The following is an 18814-nucleotide window of genomic DNA, read 5'->3' as shown; positions in this document are numbered from 1 at the left end:
AGTTTATTTTAGTACTATTTTTTAAATTAATTATTTTTATGTTTAAATATTTAAAAAACGATATTCCTGCGAGTATTGTTGTCTTTTTTGTTGCATTACCACTTTGTTTAGGAATTGCTTTAGCTAGTGATGCTCCTCCTTTATCTGGATTGATTGCTGGTATAATTGGTGGTATCGTTGTAGGTTCTCTTAGTAAATCAAAAATAGGAGTGAGTGGTCCAGCAGCTGGTTTAGCAGCTATTGTGGCAAGTGCCATTAGTTCTTTAGGTAGCTTTGAGTTGTTTTTATCTACAGTTGTTTTAGCTGGAATAATTCAAATTCTTTTTGGAGTTTTAAGAATGGGTGTTATAGGTTATTATTTTCCTAACAGTGTTATTAAAGGAATGTTAACTGGTATTGGAATTATTATTATTTTAAAACAAATTCCACACTTTTTCGGTTATGATTTAGAGGCGGAAGGAGCAGATAGTTTTTTTTGGGGAGTTTCTGGAGAAAATACTTTTTCTGCTATTGTGCATGTACTCGATAATATTACTTTAGGTTCTTTAATTATAGGTTTGTTTGGGTTAATACTTATTTTATGCTGGGATAATATTTTATCAAAGAAGCATACTTTTTTTAAAATTATTCAAGGTTCTTTAGTAGCTGTTTTTCTTGGAACTATTTTGCAAGTTATTTTTAGTAAAACAAGTAGTTTTGTTATTGAAGGAAAACATTTAGTCCAAATTCCAGTTCCAGAAAAAATTTCAGAATTTGCTTCACTCTTAAGTTTTCCCGATTTTAGTCAGGTTTTTACAATGGATGTTTTTACAATTGCATTTACATTAGCTTTGGTAGCCAGTTTAGAAACTTTATTAAGTGTTGAAGCTACTGATAAGTTAGATCCAGATAAGAACATAACTCCTCCTAATAGAGAATTATTTGCTCAAGGGTTGGGTAATATTTTTTCTGGTTTAATAGGTGGTTTACCTATTACTCAGGTTATTGTAAGAAGTTCTGCAAACATACAATCTAATGCAAAAACAAAATTATCAGCTATCATACATGGTATATTGTTGTTAATTGCTGTTTTAGCTATACCAATGCTTTTAAATCACATTCCTAAATCAGTTTTAGCAGCAGTGTTAATAATTGTAGGTTTTAAATTAGCAAAGCCATCTTTATTTAAAAAGATGTTTAATTTAGGTTGGACACAATTTGTACCTTTTATTGTGACAGTTGCAGTGATTATTTTTACAAATCTATTAATTGGAATTTTTACTGGACTAGCCATTGGTGTAATAGTTATTTTAGTTAAAAGTTATCAGAATTCATTGTTTTTACATAAAAAAGAGTCTGGTGATCATAAAATTATTGAAATGACTTTTGCAGAAGAGATAACTTTCTTAAATAAAGCATCCATTCAGAAAGAGTTATTTAGTATACCAGAAAATTCTCGTTTAGAATTAGATATTAGAAAAACAATTTTTCTTGATTATGATATTGTGGAAATATTAGAAGATTTTGTAATACAGGCAAGGAATAAAAACATTTTTATACATTTAAAATCGGAAAGAGGTGTAGTAGATAACCCTACAAGTTTTATTGAATTTTTTAAACTAAAAAAACAATCTAGATAACTAGATATAAATTTATTAAGTCATGGCAGAATTTTATAAAAAGATAATTGAAAACAATAAAAAATGGGTTGAAGAAAAACTTCAAATAAGCCCAGATTTCTTTAATAATTTAGCTGAAGGTCAAAATCCACCTTTGTTATGGATTGGATGTTCAGATAGTCGTGTTCCTGCAAACGAAATAATAGGAGCTGAACCAGGTGAAGTGTTTGTACATAGAAATATTGCAAATATGGTTGTACATAGCGATATGAACATGTTAAGTGTACTTGATTATGCTGTAAATGCTTTAAAAGTAAAACATGTAATCGTTTGTGGACATTATGGTTGTGGAGGTGTAAAAGCAGCTATGGGAAATAGTTCTATAGGGATAATTGATAATTGGATTAGACACATTAAAGATGTGTATCGATTTCACCATAAAGAATTAGATGCTATAGAAGACGAGAAATTACGTTTTAATAGGTTTGTAGAATTAAATGTTAAAGAACAAGTTCTAGACTTGGCTAAAACATCTATAGTACAATCTGCATGGAAAAACGGTCAAGAATTAAGTATTCATGGATGGGTCTATGGCTTAAATTCAGGTTATGTAACAGATTTAGATGTTAACTTAAGGAATAACAGTGATTTAGATAATGTCTACCAATTAATATTTTAAAAATTAGAAAATTGAAAAAGGGTAGTGTAAATTTATTCTTCTAAGTTTTCATTAAAAGCTGAAGGTAATAATTGTGGAATATATTTTACCAAGATGGGTAATAAAATTCCACCACCAGGAAGTAAGAAAATAGTTAGCGATGGTATTGTTTTACAAATATCTAGTAGCTGTTTTTTTACTTTCTTTTTTTCTTCTTTATCTAACTCCCTTGAGGTTGATTGTGCTAATAGAATCATTAATTCCTTGCTTTCAGATATTTCTTTAACTAATCTTTTTTTATTTCTAGTAATTAGTTTATAAACCGTTTTGTTAGTTTGGTCATAAAAATGTTTCACTGGATTTGAAAAATTAAAGTACGGAATTTCACTTTTATGATTTATGATAAAATTAGTTATAGCACTACTGCTTTCTAATAATTCATCAGAAGAAATAACTAACTTTTCTGCAATTTTGTGTAAAAAAGATATTTCATTTTGTTCTAATTTTTCATCGCTCCATAATGCCATTTCTGTAATATCAAGTAAATATAATTTTTCAACTTCAAAAGTAATTGGAGCTAATGAAATAGTTTCAATAGTTGTTGTTTCTATCTTTTCAAATTTGGTATAACGAAGAGAATTTTCAAATAGTTTAATTAGTAATTCATCATATTTTGATTTTTTCTCTTTAATTTGAAAAGCCAGTGCAACAATCTTTATACAATTTAATTCAAAATCTTTTAGATATTCATTAGATAATTTGCCATTTTGCAAATAGGAGTGAAAAGCTAAAACATCAATAAATAGTAAAGCATTAGTAATTATATGCGAGAAATTTTTGCTAAAAAAATTAGTATTAGTTTGAATTCGATTATCAATTACAGCTTCTAATTTTGAAACATCTGATTCAGAAGGTAAAATTGTTTTAAGAAAATTATAATTTTCCTTTTGTATAGATTTATAAAAACTTTTTGCTTCATCAATAAAAGCTTTAGTATTATTAGTTTTTTTTACTAATCTATAAGTTGAAAATAAAGCATTTAATAAAGCAATTTTAGTAATTTCATCTTGAGATAAACCACCAAAGGAAGTAGGTTCTTTTAGAGGAACAGCAACGGTATAACCATACACAAAACCAGATTGACGCATTTCTTTATAAAATTGTCTATAATTACCTTTGTAATCAATAAAATTAGAGTTGTTTTTATTGAAAAATTTGTCTATCCATCCGTATGTAGAAGGGTTTATCATTTTAAAAAAATATTGGAGTAAAGGTAAAAATTTCTTATTTCTATAATGTTAAATTTACAAAGTATTTATATCTTGCTAAAAAATATTCTTGTATGAATTTTGCTATAATTATAACTATTTCTGTTTTACTTCTGTTAGCCTATGCTTTTACGATAAGCTCTTCAAAAACAAAAATACCTTCAGTTATTTTATTATTACTTTTGGGTTGGGTTGTAAAGCAGATTACAGATGTTTTGAAAATAGTTATACCAGATTTAAATTCTTTATTACCATTTTTGGGAACGCTAGGATTAGTATTAATAGTTTTAGAAGGTTCACTCGAGTTAGAATTGAATCGAACCAAAATACCGTTTGTTGGAAAAACATTGGTAACAGCAGTAATACCTTTATTTGTAACCACTTTTGTAATTGGACATTTTTTTTATTACTTCTTAGATTCGAGTTATAAAGATGGTTTAATTAATGCTGTTCCATTATGTATTATAAGTAGTGCAATTGCAATTTCAAGTGTTGGACACTTGAATGTTTTTAATAAAGAGTTTGCAATATATGAAAGCAGTCTTTCTGATATATTAGGTGTTTTATTTTTTAATTTTTTAGCTTTAAATTCTGTTATTAATTTAGATTCTTTAGGAAGTTTTGGTTTGCAAATTTTATTAATGTTATTAATTTCTTTCATAGCAACGGCTTTTTTAGCTTTTCTATTGAGTAGAATTGACCATCATATTAAGTTTGCTCCAATTGTTCTTCTTATTATATTAATATTTGCTATTTCAGAAATTTATCATTTACCTGCTTTAATATTTATTATGTTATTTGGTCTGTTCATTGGTAATTTTGACGAATTAGAACGATTTAAAGTAATTCAATTCTTAAAACCAAGATCTTTAGACAAAGAGGTTAAAAAATTTAAAGAGTTGATTATTGAAGCTGCTTTTTTAGTACGTTCTTTATTTTTCTTATTATTTGGTTTTTTAATGAAAACAGAAGACATTTTAAACCCAAATACTTTTGAATTAGCAATAGGAATTGTAGTTTTAATTTATTTAGTTAGAGCAATACAATTAAAAGTATTTAAAGTTAAATTTATGCCTTTATTATATATTGCTCCAAGAGGATTAATAACAATTCTATTGTTTTTAAGTATCCCTGAAGAAAGTAAAATACCACTTGTAAGCAAGGCTTTAATTATTCAAGTTATTGTTTTAACAGCTTTAATAATGATGTTTGGGTTAATCTTTAATAAGCAAGATGATAATAAAGTAGAAAAAAAAGAAGATGAAAATCTTACAATAGATATTGATGTTCCTTTATAATAGAACTAATTGTTTCTTTATATGTCAAAAAGAAAAGTTATAATTATTTTCAATAAAAAATCCACTTGTTCACCAAGTGGATTTTTAAACAAACTAAACCAAAAAATCACAAAGGTTTATTAATTAGTAACAATATTTATTTTCACTAATTAATTTTGCTGCAATTTTTTCTCGTAAACCGATAACGTTAGGCATATTGGTATATTTTGTAAACCTTTTTAATCCCATTAACATCATGCGTTGTTCATCACCTTCAGCAAAAGAAACAATTCCTTCTTTTCCTTTTTGGTTAATAATATCAACGGCTTTATATAAATAAAGTTGAGCCATTGCAATTTGTTCTTGCACCTTATCAGCTCCTTCTTTTTTAGCTAGCTTTTCAACTCTTAAAACTGTGCTTTCTGCCATATAAATTTCGATTAAAATATCAGCTGCAGCCATTAATAATTGTTGGTGATCTTCCAATTGAGGTCCAAATTTTTGAACAGCTGCTCCAGAAACCATTAAGAAAACTTTTTTCAGTTTAGCAATCATTTCTTTTTCTTCTGCAAATAATTCAGAATAATCTGGAGTGTCGAAAGATGGAATTCCCATTAATTCTTCACCTACAGCCATCGCTGGTCCTAATAAATCAACGTGACCTTTCATTGCTTTTTTAACCAACATTCCCACAGAAAGCATTCTGTTGATTTCGTTAGTTCCTTCATATATTCTAGAAATACGAGCATCTCTCCAAGCACTTTCCATTGGTGCATCTTCTGAGAATCCCATTCCACCAAAAATTTGAATTCCTTCGTCAGTACAAGCTTGTACATCTTCAGAAACAGCTACTTTTAAAATAGAACATTCGATTGCAAATTCTTCTACACCTTTTAATTCTGCTTCTTGATGTGAATTTCCTTCTTCAACTCTAATATTAATTCTATTTTCAATATCATGTGCGGCTCTATAAGTTGCACTTTCTCCTGCATAAGAATTAGTTGCCATTTCAGCAATTTTAGATTGTATAGCACCAAAACTAGAAATAGGAACATTAAATTGCATTCTTTCATTAGCATATTGAACAGCAGTAGAAATAGTTCTACGTTGCGCTTCTAAACAAGCAGCGGCTAATTTAATACGTCCAACGTTTAAGGCATTCATGGCAATTTTAAATCCTTCACCGCGACCAGCTAACATATTTTCTACTGGCACTTTTGTTTCATTAAAGAAAACTTGTCGAGTAGAAGAGGAGCGAATACCTAATTTGTGCTCTTCATCACCTAATGAAATTCCGTTTGACGGGTCATTTTCTACTATAAAGCCTGTGATATTTTTATCATCACCAATTCTAGCAAAAACAATAAACACTTGACAAAAACCAGCATTTGAAATCCACATTTTTCCACCAGTGATGCTATAATATTTTCCATCTTCTGATAAAACAGCTTTAGTTTTTCCTGAATTGGCATCTGAACCTGCACCAGGCTCGGTTAAGCAGTATGCACCAAACCATTCTCCAGAAGCTAATTTTGGTACATATTTTTGTTTTTGTTCTTCTGTTCCATATAACGTAATTGGCATTGTTCCAATTCCAGTATGAGCACCAAAAGCGGTTGAAAATGATCCTGTTGCTCCAGAAATATAATCACAAACTAAAACTGTATTTGTAAAGCCCATTCCCATTCCACCATAAGCTTCTGGAACAGCTATACTTAGGTAACCTAAATCACCTGCTTTTTTCATTACTTCTTCAGTAAGCGCATAATCTTTCTTTTCAAAGCGTTCTTTGTTTGGCCAAAGTTCTTTGTCTACGAATTCGATAACCGAATCACGCATCATAATTTGCTCTTCATTAAAATCTTCTGGTGTGAAGATGTCTTCGCATTTTGTTTCTTTTACAAGGAATTGTCCTCCTCTGATGATATCTGCCATATTTTATTTTTTTTAGAGAAAAGAAAACAGAGAATAGAAAAGAGACTTTTCAGATTTCTATATTTTCATTTTCGGTTAATCTATACTCTATTTTCTTTGTTCTATATTCTTATTTCAAAAATTCATAAATTCCTGCTGTTCCTTGTCCTGTTCCTACGCACATGGTGACCATTCCGTATTTTGCGTTGCCACGTTTTCTCATTTCGTCAAATAACTGAACTGAAAGTTTTGCTCCAGTACAACCTAGTGGGTGACCTAATGCAATGGCTCCACCATTTACATTAACAATATCAGGATTTAACCCTAATTCACGGATAACAGCTAATGATTGTGATGCAAAAGCTTCGTTAAGTTCGATTAAATCGATATCTGATTGTTTTAAACCAGCTTGCTTTAAGGCTTTTGGAATAGCTTTTACAGGTCCTATTCCCATGATTCTTGGTTCAACACCTGCAGAAGCAAAGTTTACTAAACGTGCAATCGGTTCCAAGTTTAATTCTTTTACCATTTCTTCACTCATAACTAAAACGAATGCAGCACCATCGCTCATTTGCGAAGAGTTACCCGCTGTTACACTACCATCAGCAGCAAATACTGGACGTAAATTTGCTAAAGCGGCAACAGAAGTTCCTGCTCTTGGCCCTTCATCTTTAGTTACAATGTATGAACGAGTTTCTTTTTTACCATTTTCGTTAACGAAAGTTTCTTCTACTGTAATAGGAACAATTTGAGCATCAAATTTACCTTCAGCTTGTGCTTTTAATGCTTTCATGTGTGAATGGTAAGCAAATTCATCTTGATCCTCACGAGAAACATTGAATTGTTTGGCAACTGCTTCAGCTGTTAAACCCATTCCCCAATAGTAATCTTCGTGACCTTCTTTTGATAATTTATAATCAGGAGTTGGTTTGTAACCACCCATTGGAATATAACTCATGCTTTCTGCACCACCAGCGATGATACAATCTGCCATTCCAGCTTGAATTTTTGCTGTTGCCATTCCGATTGTTTCAATTCCTGAAGCACAATATCTGTTTACTGTAACACCAGGTACGTCTTCTACTTTTAATCCCATTAATGAAATTAAACGTGCAACATTTAATCCTTGTTCTGCTTCTGGCATTGCATTACCAACCATGACATCATCGATACGAGTTTTGTCGAAGTTTGGCAATTCTTTCATCATGTGTTCAATGGTTTCAGCAGCCAGTTCATCTGGTCTTTTGAAACGAAAAACGCCTTTTGGTGCTTTGCCAACTGCCGTTCTGTATGCTTTTACTATATATGCTGTTTTACTCATCTTTTTTGTTATTTAGTATATTGTAATTTGTATGATGTATATTGAATTATTTTTTGTCAATTGTATTTTGTAATTTGATAATCATATTTTGAATATGTTGTATTTCAGATTCTAAAAATTTAAAATCACTTTCTAATATATAACCTAAATTTTTACAAATTATAAGCTGTGTTTCAAACTCAAATGCTGAGCCCAATGAAATTCCTAGAAAATTACTAAAATCTTTATCTGTTTTTCTGCCACATCCTTCTGCAATATTTGATGGAATTGATACAGCACATCTTCTAATTTGAGAAGCTAAACCATAAATTTCTTCTTTAGGAAACGATTGTGTTTTAAAATAAATTTCAGTAACTAATTCAATTGCTTTTTGCCAAACTTTCAATTCTTTAAAATAATTCATTACTTGATTTTACATTAAACAATTTACAAAATACATTATACAATTAATTTCTCAACGGTTTCCCTTTAGTTAACATGTGTTGGATTCTTTCTAAAGATTTTTTCTCACCTGTTAGTGATAAAAAGGCTTCTCTTTCTAAGTCTAATAAGTATTGTTCGGTTACTAATGTTGGTTCAGATAAGTCACCACCAGCCATTACATAAGCTAATTTGTTAGCAATTTTCTTATCGTGTTCCGAAATATATTTACCAGCTTCCATACTGTCAGTTCCCACTAGGAACATACCTAAAGCTTGTTTTCCTAAAACTTTGATATCTTTTCTTTTTGGTGCTTGAGTATAGCCTTGTTCAGCCATTTGTAAAGCTACTTGTTTAGCAGTAGCAATTTGACGGTCTTTGTTTACCACAACCATATCTCTTCCTTTTAGAAGTACTCCTGTATCAAAACCTTCATAAGCTGAAGTAGCTACTTTTGCCATACCTACTGTTAAGAAATATTCTTGTAATACGTTTAATTCTACGTCATTTTTACGAAATAAGTCAGATGCTCTTAAAGCCATTTCTTTAGAACCACCACCACCAGGAATTACACCAACTCCAAATTCAACTAAACCAATGTATGTTTCGGCAGCAGCTACAGCTCTATCTGCGTGCATTGTTAATTCACAGCCACCACCAAGTGTCATCCCATGTGGAGCTGCAATTACTGGAATTGCTGAATAACGACAACGCATCATTGTGTCTTGGAACATTTTGATAGCCATGTTTAATTCATCATATTCTTGCTCCACAGCCATCATGAAAATCATCCCTAAATTAGCTCCTACAGAGAAATTAGCTCCTTGATTTCCGATGACTAAACCATTGTATTCTTTTTCTGCAATATCAATTGCTTTGTTGATACCTTGTAAAACACCAGCTCCAATTGAATTCATTTTTGAAGTAAATTCTAAATTGATAATTCCATCACCTAAATCGGTAATAATAGAATCGCTGTTATTCCAAACTTTTTTGCTTTCTCGAATATTGTTTAAGATGATGAATGCATCTTGACCTGGAATTTTTTCTACTTTTTTGTTTGTAATAGAGTAGAAGTAAGTTGCTCCATCTTTTATAGTATAAAAAGAAGTACCACCAGAAGCTACCATTTCATTTACCCATGCTGCTGGTTCATAACCTTCAGCTTTCATTAATTCGATTCCTTTTTCAACTCCGATTGCATCCCAAATTTCGAATGGGCCATTTTCCCAACCGAAACCAGCTTTCATAGCATCGTCAATTTTGTAAAAATCTTCTGTTATTTCTGGAATACGATTTGAACAGTATTGAAACATTGAAGCAAAATTCTTTCTATAGAATTCACCTGCTTTATCTTTTCCTTTTACTAATACTTTAAATCTATCAATTGGTTTATCAATAGTTTTGGTTAACTCTAAAGTTGCAAATGAGGCTTTTTTACCTGTTCTATATTCTAATGTATCTAAATCTAAAGTTAGAATGTCTTTCCCTTCTTTTTTGTAAAATCCTTGTCCCGTTTTGCTTCCTAACCATTTGTTTTCCATCATTTTGTTTACAAATTCTGGAAGTTTGAATAATTCATGAGATTCGTCATTTGGACAATTCTCATAAATTCCGTTAGCAACATGAACTAATGTATCTAATCCAACTACATCAACGGTTCTAAAGGTAGCCGATTTTGGACGACCAATAACTGGACCTGTCAATTTATCTACTTCTTCAACTGTTAATCCCATTTCTTTTACTTGGTGGAATAAACTTTGGATTCCGAAGATTCCAATTCTATTTCCAATAAAAGCGGGTGTATCTTTTGCAACAACTGAAGTTTTTCCTAAGAATTTTTCACCATATCCATTTAAGAAATCTAATACTTCTTGAGATGTTTTTGGACCAGGAATGATTTCGAATAATTTTAAGTAACGAGCAGGGTTGAAGAAATGTGTTCCGCAGAAGTGTTTTTGGAAATCTTCACTTCTACCTTCACTCATGAAATGAATTGGAATACCAGAGGTATTAGAAGTGATTAAAGTTCCTGGTTTTCTGTATTTTTCAACTTGCTCAAAAACTAATTTTTTAATATCAAGTCTTTCTACAACAACTTCTATAATCCAATCTACCTCTGCTATTTTTTTCATATCATCTGTAGTGTTACCAGTAGTAATTCTATTGGCAAAACTTGGGTGATAAATAGGAGATGGTTTCGATTTTAATGCATTCGTTAGATGCTCGTTAACCAAACGATTTCTAACAACTTTACTTTCTAAGGTTAATCCTTTTTTCTGTTCTGCTTCTGTTAATTCTTTTGGAACAATATCTAGAAGTAAGACCTCTACACCAATGTTTGCAAAATGACAAGCAATTCCGCTTCCCATAATTCCAGAACCAATAACAGCAACTTTTTTAATATTACGTTTCATATATCGGGTTATAATTTGTTTTCAAATTCGTTCTCTGTGTAAATTTTTTTATCAGCTATCAATTCATTAATAATTTCAGCAACTTCCATAAAATGAACTAATTTCTCCTCAGAAACATGTTCTTTTATAGTTTCATTAAATTTTAATACCGTGTTTTTTGATAATTCTCTTTTTTCTTGACCGTCTTTGGTTAATTGAATAATGACACCTCTACCATCTGTAGGATTTTTTTTTCGGCTTATTAGTCCTTTTTCCTCCATAGATTTTAAGGTTCTAGTAAGACTTGTTGCTTCCATTCCCATTTTTGGACCAAGCATGGTAGATGGAGTGCCTTTTTCTTTATCTATACTAAGTAAAGTAAACCCTGTAGCCATAGTTGCCCCGTACTTTGAAGCTTCTTCATTATACATTCTTGCGACAGCTTGCCAGGTTGCTCTTAGTATATAATCTATTGTTTTATCTTTCATAAGATGAATATAATTTCAAAGGTAATAAAAAAATACTATGCATGCATAGTATTTTATAAATTTTTTAAACATTTTTTTGTTAAATATGATAATGTATAAAAAAAGCCCACGATTAAGTAGGCTTTTTGATATTATCCGTAAATTTTTGTATATAAATTTCTATATTTCTCAACAATAATTTTTCTTTTTAATTTCATTGTAGGTGTCAAATGACCACCTTCGATAGACCAAATATCTGGTGTTAATTGAAAACGTTTTACTTTTTCCCAGTTTCCAAATTTTTCATTGGCTTCGTCAACTTCTTCTTGAATTCTATCAATTACACTTTGATTTACAGCAATTTCTTCATTTGTATTACCAATTGAAATATTTTTACGATTTGCCCAATCTTTAATAAAATCAAAATTGGGTTGTATAAAAGCAGCAGGCATTTTTTCTCCATCACCTATTACCATTATTTGTTCTATAAATCGGGATTGCTTAAAAGTGTTTTCTAAAATTTGAGGAGCAACATATTTTCCACCTGAGGTTTTAAACATTTCTTTTTTGCGGTCTGTAATTTTTAAGAAACCATCTGCATCTATTTCACCGATGTCTCCTGTATGGAAATAACCATTATTTAATACTTCTTTGGTTTTTTCTTCATCTTTATAATAACCTAGCATTACGTTTGGTCCTTTACAAAGAATTTCTCCATCTTCAGCAATTTTTACATCGATACCTTCTAAAACCTTACCAACACTACCAATCCTAAAACCAAAATTTTTCATGACATTTACGGAAATCACTGGAGATGTTTCTGTTAAACCATATCCTTCCATTACTGGAATATTAGCTGCACAAAAAACTTTTGAAAGCCTAGTTTGTAAAGCTGCACTTCCACATACCAGTAATTCTAATTGTCCACCTAAACCTTCTTGCCATTTGGAAAATATTAATTTTCTAGCTATTTTTAATTTGAATTCATACCAAAATCCGTTTTCTCCATAAGGTTTATAATTCATTCCTAAATCTAAAGCCCAGAAAAATAATTTCTTTTTAATTCCTGTTAAATCAGTTCCTTTAGCATATATTTTATCATATACTTTTTCAAGTAATCTTGGTACTACTGTCATTACATGAGGTTTAACTTCTTTTAAGTTATCACTCATTTTTTCAATACTTTCAGCAAAATAGACTGAGATACCATGATATTGGTATAGATATAAAAGCATTCTTTCGAAAATATGACAAATTGGTAAGAAGCTTAGAGCAATAGAATCACCATCACGTAATGGAACTCTTGGAGAACTCATTAAAACGTTTGATACTATGTTTTCATGTGACAACATAACTCCTTTTGGTCTTCCAGTTGTTCCTGATGTATAAATTATAGTTGCTAAATCTGTAGTTGCAACATTATTTTTTCGATCATCTACAACATCTTGATTGGATTCATCTTTACCTAATTCTAAAATTTCTTTCCAACTTTTACATCCATCTATGTCATTAAAAGAATAAACTTCTTTTAATGTAGGTACGTTTTTTCTAATTGAGTTTAATTTATCAAAAACTTCTTGGTCTGAAACAAAACAATATGAAGATTCTGAATGGTTTAAAATATACTCATAATCTTCTCCAGAAATTGTTGGATAAATAGGAACATTTTGAGCTCCTGTTTGTAAAATACCTATATCACAGATATTCCATTCGGTTCTGTTGTTTGATGAAATAAGGGCAATTTTATCGTTTTTCTGAACTCCTAATCTAATTAAAGCTCTAGAAACTGTATTAGCTTTTTCTAAATATTCTTTAGTAGAAGTCTTAATCCATTCATTACCATATTTGGTAACTAAAGCATCAGATAAATTGTATTTCTCTAATTGATAATATGGGAAATCAAAGAGCCGAGTAATTGTAGACATAAATTTACTTTTTTAATAGTATGCAAATTATAAAATAATTATTAATTAACCAATTATTTATGAATATGTTAAAACTTATTATTAATTATTTGATAATTAATATATTATGCGTGCATAATATATTAATTTTAAGTTTGTATTTTTAAAAAAGCTTGAGAGAAAAGCTTATTTTGCGTGAAGGTTTTGTTTTTTTAGTTGATTTTTATGAAAATAACAGCAATCTTTTTAAATAACAATTGATGGCAAAAAGCAACTTTGAAGTAGAATTTGAATATTTTAATTGATAAAAAATGAAATAGAATGTTAAAAGTTAACTTCCCTTCATATTATTGTTATTTTTGCATAAAAATTAAGAAGGACAAATTAATGAAATCATTTTTTAGATTAGAAGAGTATAAAGTTTTATTATATAGAGTTTTACTGGTTTATTTTTTTTATTTTATTGCTAGAGTTTTATTTTATTTTTATAATTCAGACATAGTTGAAGTTGATTCTGTTTTAGAATTTTTTAAAATCGCTTATCATGGTCTAGCATTCGATACTACGGCTATTTTATATATAAATGGACTTTTTATATTGTTGTCAATTTTGCCATTTTTTGTAAATACTAGAGCTGTTTATCAAAATTTTTTATTTTGGTTTTATTTCATAACTAATTTGATTTTTTACGCATTAAATTTTGTAGATTTTATTTACTATAAGTATAATTTTTCGCGATTAACTTTAGCTGCATGGGATATTATTAAGCATGAAGAATCAAAGGTAGGAATGCTTTTTCGTTTTTTATTGACTTATTGGCATGTATTTTTATTGTATGTTTTAGTTTCTGCTTTATGGATATATTTATATAAAAGTGTAAAAGTTAAACACAACCTAAGAGAAGATTCTCATTTAAAATATATACTGAAATCGGTTATAGGTGTGTTATTGATAGCTACTTTAAGTGTAGGAGGAATAAGAGGAGATTTTAAAAAGAGCACAAGACCTATTAATTTAGTAGATGCAAATAGACATGTAAAAAAAGTCAAACAAGCTGATTTAGTTTTAAATTCTCCCTTTACTTTTTTAAGAACAATTCGAGTAAAATCATTTAAAAAGCAAGAATTTAATATTTCTAAAGAAGTAATTAAAGAAAATTTTAATCCTATTAAGCATTACAGTTCTAATAATCCGTCTAAACCTAATATTGTTTTAATTATAACGGAGAGTATGGGCAGAGAATATTGTGGTGCATTTAATAAAAATGCAGGAATTAAAGATTATGTGAGTTATACTCCTTTTTTAGACTCTTTAGCCCAATATAGTATGATTTATACTAATGCTTATTCAAATGGCTATAAATCGATACATGGAATGTCTTCTATTATTTCAGGAATTCCTTCTTTTAAAGATGCTTTTACATCCTCTCCTTATGCACAGCAACAGATTGAATCTATGGTATCTTGTTTAAATAGTAAAGGGTATGATACGTCTTTCTTTCACGGAGCACCAAATGGTTCCATGGGTTTTTTAGGATATAGTAATATATTAGGTTTCGATCATTATTATGGTAAAACAGAATATGGAAATGATGCTGATTTTGATGGTTCTTGGGGAATTTGGGACGAACCGTTTTTACAATTTATGAATACTACTATTAGTAAAAAACAACAGCCTTTTTTTAGTACAGTTTTTACAGTTACTTCTCATGAACCTTATGTTATACCTAAAGAGTATGAGGGAAAGTTTCCAAAAGGAAATGTTCAAATGCACCAATGTGTAGGTTATACTGATTATGCTTTTAAGAAATTTTTTGAAGCTGCTAAAAAAGAACCTTGGTTTTCTAATACGATTTTTATAATTACTTCTGATCATTGTAATCAGGTAAGTTATAAGGAACATTTCTATGATAATATCATGAATAGAAATGCAATTCCAATCTTAATTTATAAACCTAATAGTGATATAATAGGTGAAAATAATGACATTGCTCAGCACATTGATATTTATCCAACTGTTATGGATATGATTGGATATGATAAACCTTTTAGAAGTTGGGGAAGAAGTTTATTAACTAAGGAAAAAGATATAGAGCCTTATTTAATTAATTATAATTCCAATATCTATTATTTTATGAAAGATAACTATATTTGCCTGTTTGATGGAACAAAAGCAATTGGTTTTTATGATGTTAAAGATGTAACATTATCTCATAATTTAATTGGCAATAGAAATCAAAAAATGAACAATCTGGAACTTCAATGTAAAGGATTTATTCAAGATTATTTTGATCGGATTTTAGATAAAAACCTTACGACAATTAAATAAAAATGAAAAAAAAAATAGTAATAATTGTTATTGTAATAGCTGCCATCTTTGGAGGTAAACATTATTATGATATGAATATCAATCATAATTTTGAAACTATTACTGAAGGAAAGGTCTATAAAAGTGGAGTTATTCCTCCTGAAGAATTACCCGACTATATAAAAGAATATAATATTAAAAGTGTAATTGATTTACGCTTTCCAGGAACTGGTGATGATGTAAACAATCCTGAAATTCCTATTGAATTAACTCAAGAGAAAGAAGCTATAGCTAAATTAAAGGGAGTAAATTATTTTAATAATGGTTCAGATCAAGTGCCACAAGAACATAATTTAAAGATGTTTTTTGAGATTATGGATAATCCTGAAAATTATCCTGTTTTAATCCATTGCTATCATGGTGTTGGAAGAGCAGAAATGTATTCGGCTTTATATAAAATTGAATATGAAGGAATGGATCCAAATGAAGCTAGGCAAAGTACTCGTTTTTTGACTAAGTTTAGTTCGTTTGATCTAGGTAAACCAAAAGGAGATTATCTATTTAATTATAAAAAGAGAAAAGATAGTTTATTTTAAACTATCTTTTCGAAATCTTATTATTGGTAATTTGTCTTTGTAATTTACATTTAAATCTTCCTTCAGAAAAAGAACGTAACTTTTCATGCTTAGTTTTTCTATTAGTGACTCTTTTTCTCCATAATTCATAACTGGAACGTTTTAATTTCTTCCGCATTATTATTTTGGTTTCCATTTCTGAAATTCCAAATTGAAACGAAATAGCTTCAAATGGAGTTCTATCTTCCCAAGCCATTTCAATTACTCTGTCAATTTGTTCAGCTGTTAAACTGTGATCCATAATTAATATTTAAATAGTGTTCTTTTAAACCTAAAACTTTAGTTATAAAGTTGTTATTCTTTTGTACATATTGGTTATTCCTTAATTTGATGAACATACCTTCTGCATGAATACTTAATGTTTCTGATTGAAACAGCACTAATTTATAATAGGGAATAATCCATGAATAACTTTGTAAACCTTTGTTAATATGGAAAATAATTCCTTTAGGCCTTAATTCAATATTAGCATAGTTAATATCTGAATTAGTATTTAATACATTTCTAAAATGTGGACTTACTTCTTGTATCATCATTCTGTGTGAACCAGTTCCTTTCATTTGAATGGCTTTTATAAAAGAGTAGGGTTTACCCAAAATAGAATTGATTTCTCGGGTAACTTCATTATCCACATAAGTTGTATTAAATAACATAATTAGTAATTAAGAAAATTATTTATTTTTATGTCTTTTGCTTTAATATCATGCATTAAGTTATATAGCCCAAAGAAAGTTCTGTTAATATATATAAAGTGTTTAGAACCTCTATTTCCGTTCATGTTTCTTATTTCTGTGCTTTTTGAATAACGTTCTCCAAGTTCGGCTATTTTACCAAAAAACGTTTCATCTGAAAAATCAAAAGCTTCGTTGTGAAATGGTTGGGTAAACAAACTTAACATTTCATGAAATAATTTAGAAAAGAATATTTTTTCTTCTTTTGTATCTTCTGGTTTTAAGATTTCTAATTCGTATAATTTCTCTTCAAAAAATACAGGATTATTAATGTTTTCTTTTTTTGCTAAATCAAAATAAGGTACATAAAAATCATCTGGTACTTCTTTCATACAACCAAAATCTAGTACAATTAATTTGCCTTCATCAGAAACTAAAAAGTTACCAGGATGTGGATCAGCATGCACTTTTTTAATAGTATGCATTTGGTACATATAAAAATCCCATAATCCTTGACCGATTGTGTTTGCTAATTCTTGATTGTTATTTACTGCTGTAAATTCAGATAAATGTTTACCAATCATCCAATCCATTGTAATAATGCGTTCAGATGACCATTCTTCATAGTAATTAGGAAATAATAAATTAGGTAAATGTTTGCAAGCTTGAACTACTTCTTTGCTTTGTTTCACTTCATTTATATAATCAGTTTCTTCAATTAATTTATATTCGACTTCTTTAAAATATTTATCGGAATCTTTCCCTTTAATATTAAACATTTTAATGGCTATTGGTTTAACCAAAGCTAAATCTGAAGAAATACTATCTGCTACACCAGGATATTGAATTTTAACAGCTAGTTTTTTGCCATTTAATTCAGCTTGATGTACTTGACCAATACTTGCAGCATTTATGGATTCTAGATTAAATGTATCAAAAATTTCATTTGGGTTTTTACCAAAATATTTTTTGAAAGTTTTTAGTACTAATGGTGCCGAAAGTGGCGGAACAGAAAATTGTGATAATGAAAATTTTTCTACATAAGCTCTTGGTAAAATACTTTTTTCCATGCTTAACATTTGTGCTACTTTCAAAGCACTACCTTTCATTTGTTTTAAACCATCATAAATATCTTCTGCATTTGATAGGTTTAAGCTTTCTTTTGCTTCTTCTTCTGTTTTAGTAAGCTTATCACCATAATATTTTAAATAATTCACACCCACTTTTGCACCAGTTTGAATTAATTTAGAAGCACGTTGTATTTTAGAGGTAGGAATACTATCAAGTGATTTCATATGTATAATTTTAATAGTATTACATTTTTACTTTTTCATTCCAAAGGAATTTCCCGAAATCAATAATATTTTTTAAAGGAGTCAGATCGATTAAATCGAAACTAGCATGTACTGATTTTTCGATAAACAGATCTGTTTTTTCAAATGAGGGAGAAGTATCATCTATCCAAAATTTTAAAGTCATTAGAAATTGAATCCAAGCCAATTCTGAAATACTTTTTTGTTGGATTTTTTCAATAGTTTCTTGAGGAATTTTTATAGGTTCAATTTCTAGAGAATCGATATAACCTTTAAATAATGTTCTTAAACTACTTAATTTTTTAAGGTTTTTTAATTGATTTTTGTCTTCATGAAGTAAATGAATTACAAAGCTTCTATTTGCAGTCATTTGTTCAAAGAAAGTGAAGTAAAAACTTAGTATTTGTGTTTTTGCATCATAAGTTGGATATTCTTCACTTTGTGAAAGTAATTTTACAGTATTTTCGAAGAAAGTGGTAAAAACACTTGCTTCAATTTGTTCAAAACTACTGAAATATTGATAAAATTCAGTTTCTCCTACTTTTATATGTTGACAAAAAGCGTAGATTGAATTAGGTTTTTTTCCTTCAGTTAGTACAAATTTTGAATATTCTGAAAGGATAACTTCTTTATTGAGATTTATTTTCTTTGCCATAGCAACTTAT

The 18814-nt window shown here is 29.2% G+C and carries 16 protein-coding genes; 5 read left to right on the top strand and 11 right to left on the bottom strand.

Annotated features, from left to right (window positions below; translation table 11 throughout):
• Positions 1-38: 38 nt before the first annotated feature.
• Positions 39-1619, top strand: coding sequence for a SulP family inorganic anion transporter (locus tag ACULEV_RS09770; RefSeq protein ID WP_445458485.1), 1581 nt, complete (start codon positions 39-41; stop codon positions 1617-1619).
• A 22-nt stretch (positions 1620-1641) separates the two neighbouring features.
• On the top strand, positions 1642-2277 hold the full coding sequence (gene can, locus ACULEV_RS09765) for a carbonate dehydratase (protein WP_445458484.1): 636 nt from the start codon (positions 1642-1644) through the stop codon (positions 2275-2277).
• Positions 2278-2309: 32 nt separating this feature from the next.
• Here the strand turns inward: can and ACULEV_RS09760 are convergent, their stop codons facing one another.
• Positions 2310-3506, bottom strand: coding sequence for an LETM1-related biofilm-associated protein (locus ACULEV_RS09760; RefSeq protein WP_445458483.1), 1197 nt, complete (start codon positions 3504-3506; stop codon positions 2310-2312).
• A 92-nt stretch (positions 3507-3598) separates the two neighbouring features.
• Between ACULEV_RS09760 and ACULEV_RS09755 the strand changes: the two genes are divergently transcribed.
• Positions 3599-4822, top strand: a complete 1224-nt coding sequence (locus tag ACULEV_RS09755; protein WP_445458482.1) for a sodium:proton antiporter — start codon at positions 3599-3601, stop codon at positions 4820-4822.
• A gap of 123 nt (positions 4823-4945) precedes the next feature.
• Here ACULEV_RS09755 and ACULEV_RS09750 read toward each other — a convergent pair whose 3' ends face one another.
• The 6 genes from ACULEV_RS09750 to ACULEV_RS09725 form a co-directional block, all read right to left on the bottom strand.
• Positions 4946-6736 (bottom strand): acyl-CoA dehydrogenase family protein, encoded by a 1791-nt coding sequence (locus ACULEV_RS09750; protein WP_445458481.1) that lies wholly within the window; start codon positions 6734-6736, stop codon positions 4946-4948.
• Between the two features lie 109 nt (positions 6737-6845).
• Positions 6846-8036: an acetyl-CoA C-acyltransferase gene (locus tag ACULEV_RS09745; protein ID WP_445458480.1), complete on the bottom strand. Its 1191-nt coding sequence runs from the start codon at positions 8034-8036 to the stop codon at positions 6846-6848.
• Positions 8037-8082: 46 nt separating this feature from the next.
• Positions 8083-8439, bottom strand: a complete 357-nt coding sequence (locus tag ACULEV_RS09740) for a four helix bundle protein (protein WP_445458479.1) — start codon at positions 8437-8439, stop codon at positions 8083-8085.
• A 43-nt stretch (positions 8440-8482) separates the two neighbouring features.
• Positions 8483-10873, bottom strand: coding sequence for a 3-hydroxyacyl-CoA dehydrogenase NAD-binding domain-containing protein (locus ACULEV_RS09735; protein ID WP_445458478.1), 2391 nt, complete (start codon positions 10871-10873; stop codon positions 8483-8485).
• Positions 10874-10881: 8 nt separating this feature from the next.
• Positions 10882-11340 carry a MarR family winged helix-turn-helix transcriptional regulator gene (locus tag ACULEV_RS09730; RefSeq protein ID WP_445458477.1) on the bottom strand — a complete coding sequence of 153 codons (459 nt, stop codon included), beginning with the start codon at positions 11338-11340 and terminating at the stop codon, positions 10882-10884.
• A 131-nt stretch (positions 11341-11471) separates the two neighbouring features.
• Positions 11472-13244 (bottom strand): AMP-dependent synthetase/ligase, encoded by a 1773-nt coding sequence (locus ACULEV_RS09725; protein WP_445458476.1) that lies wholly within the window; start codon positions 13242-13244, stop codon positions 11472-11474.
• Positions 13245-13610: 366 nt separating this feature from the next.
• Between ACULEV_RS09725 and ACULEV_RS09720 the strand changes: the two genes are divergently transcribed.
• Positions 13611-15551, top strand: coding sequence for an LTA synthase family protein (locus ACULEV_RS09720; protein WP_445458475.1), 1941 nt, complete (start codon positions 13611-13613; stop codon positions 15549-15551).
• Positions 15552-15553: 2 nt separating this feature from the next.
• Positions 15554-16126, top strand: coding sequence for a dual specificity protein phosphatase family protein (locus ACULEV_RS09715; protein WP_445458474.1), 573 nt, complete (start codon positions 15554-15556; stop codon positions 16124-16126).
• 1 nt (position 16127) lies between these two features.
• On the opposite strand, the gene ACULEV_RS09710 is transcribed toward ACULEV_RS09715, so the two are convergent.
• The 4 genes from ACULEV_RS09710 to ACULEV_RS09695 are packed head-to-tail and all read right to left on the bottom strand — an operon-like array spanning position 16128 to position 18804.
• Entirely contained in the window at positions 16128-16406 is a 279-nt protein-coding gene (locus ACULEV_RS09710) for a TIGR03643 family protein (RefSeq protein ID WP_445458473.1), read from the bottom strand.
• The gene (locus ACULEV_RS09705) at positions 16384-16818 is read right to left on the bottom strand and encodes a hypothetical protein (RefSeq protein WP_445458472.1); all 435 of its coding nucleotides are present in this window, start codon (positions 16816-16818) and stop codon (positions 16384-16386) included. The genes ACULEV_RS09710 and ACULEV_RS09705 overlap by 23 nt, the downstream gene beginning before the upstream one ends.
• A gap of 2 nt (positions 16819-16820) precedes the next feature.
• Entirely contained in the window at positions 16821-18131 is a 1311-nt protein-coding gene (locus ACULEV_RS09700) for an ABC1 kinase family protein (RefSeq protein WP_445458471.1), read from the bottom strand.
• A gap of 19 nt (positions 18132-18150) precedes the next feature.
• The gene (locus ACULEV_RS09695; protein WP_445458470.1) at positions 18151-18804 is read right to left on the bottom strand and encodes a TetR family transcriptional regulator C-terminal domain-containing protein; all 654 of its coding nucleotides are present in this window, start codon (positions 18802-18804) and stop codon (positions 18151-18153) included.
• Positions 18805-18814: the final 10 nt, after the last annotated feature.

This window comes from Flavobacterium sp. HNIBRBA15423 (assembly GCF_052655965.1).
The sequence above is the reverse complement of the archived record's forward strand: the minus strand, read 5'-3'. Positions and strand labels throughout refer to the sequence as shown.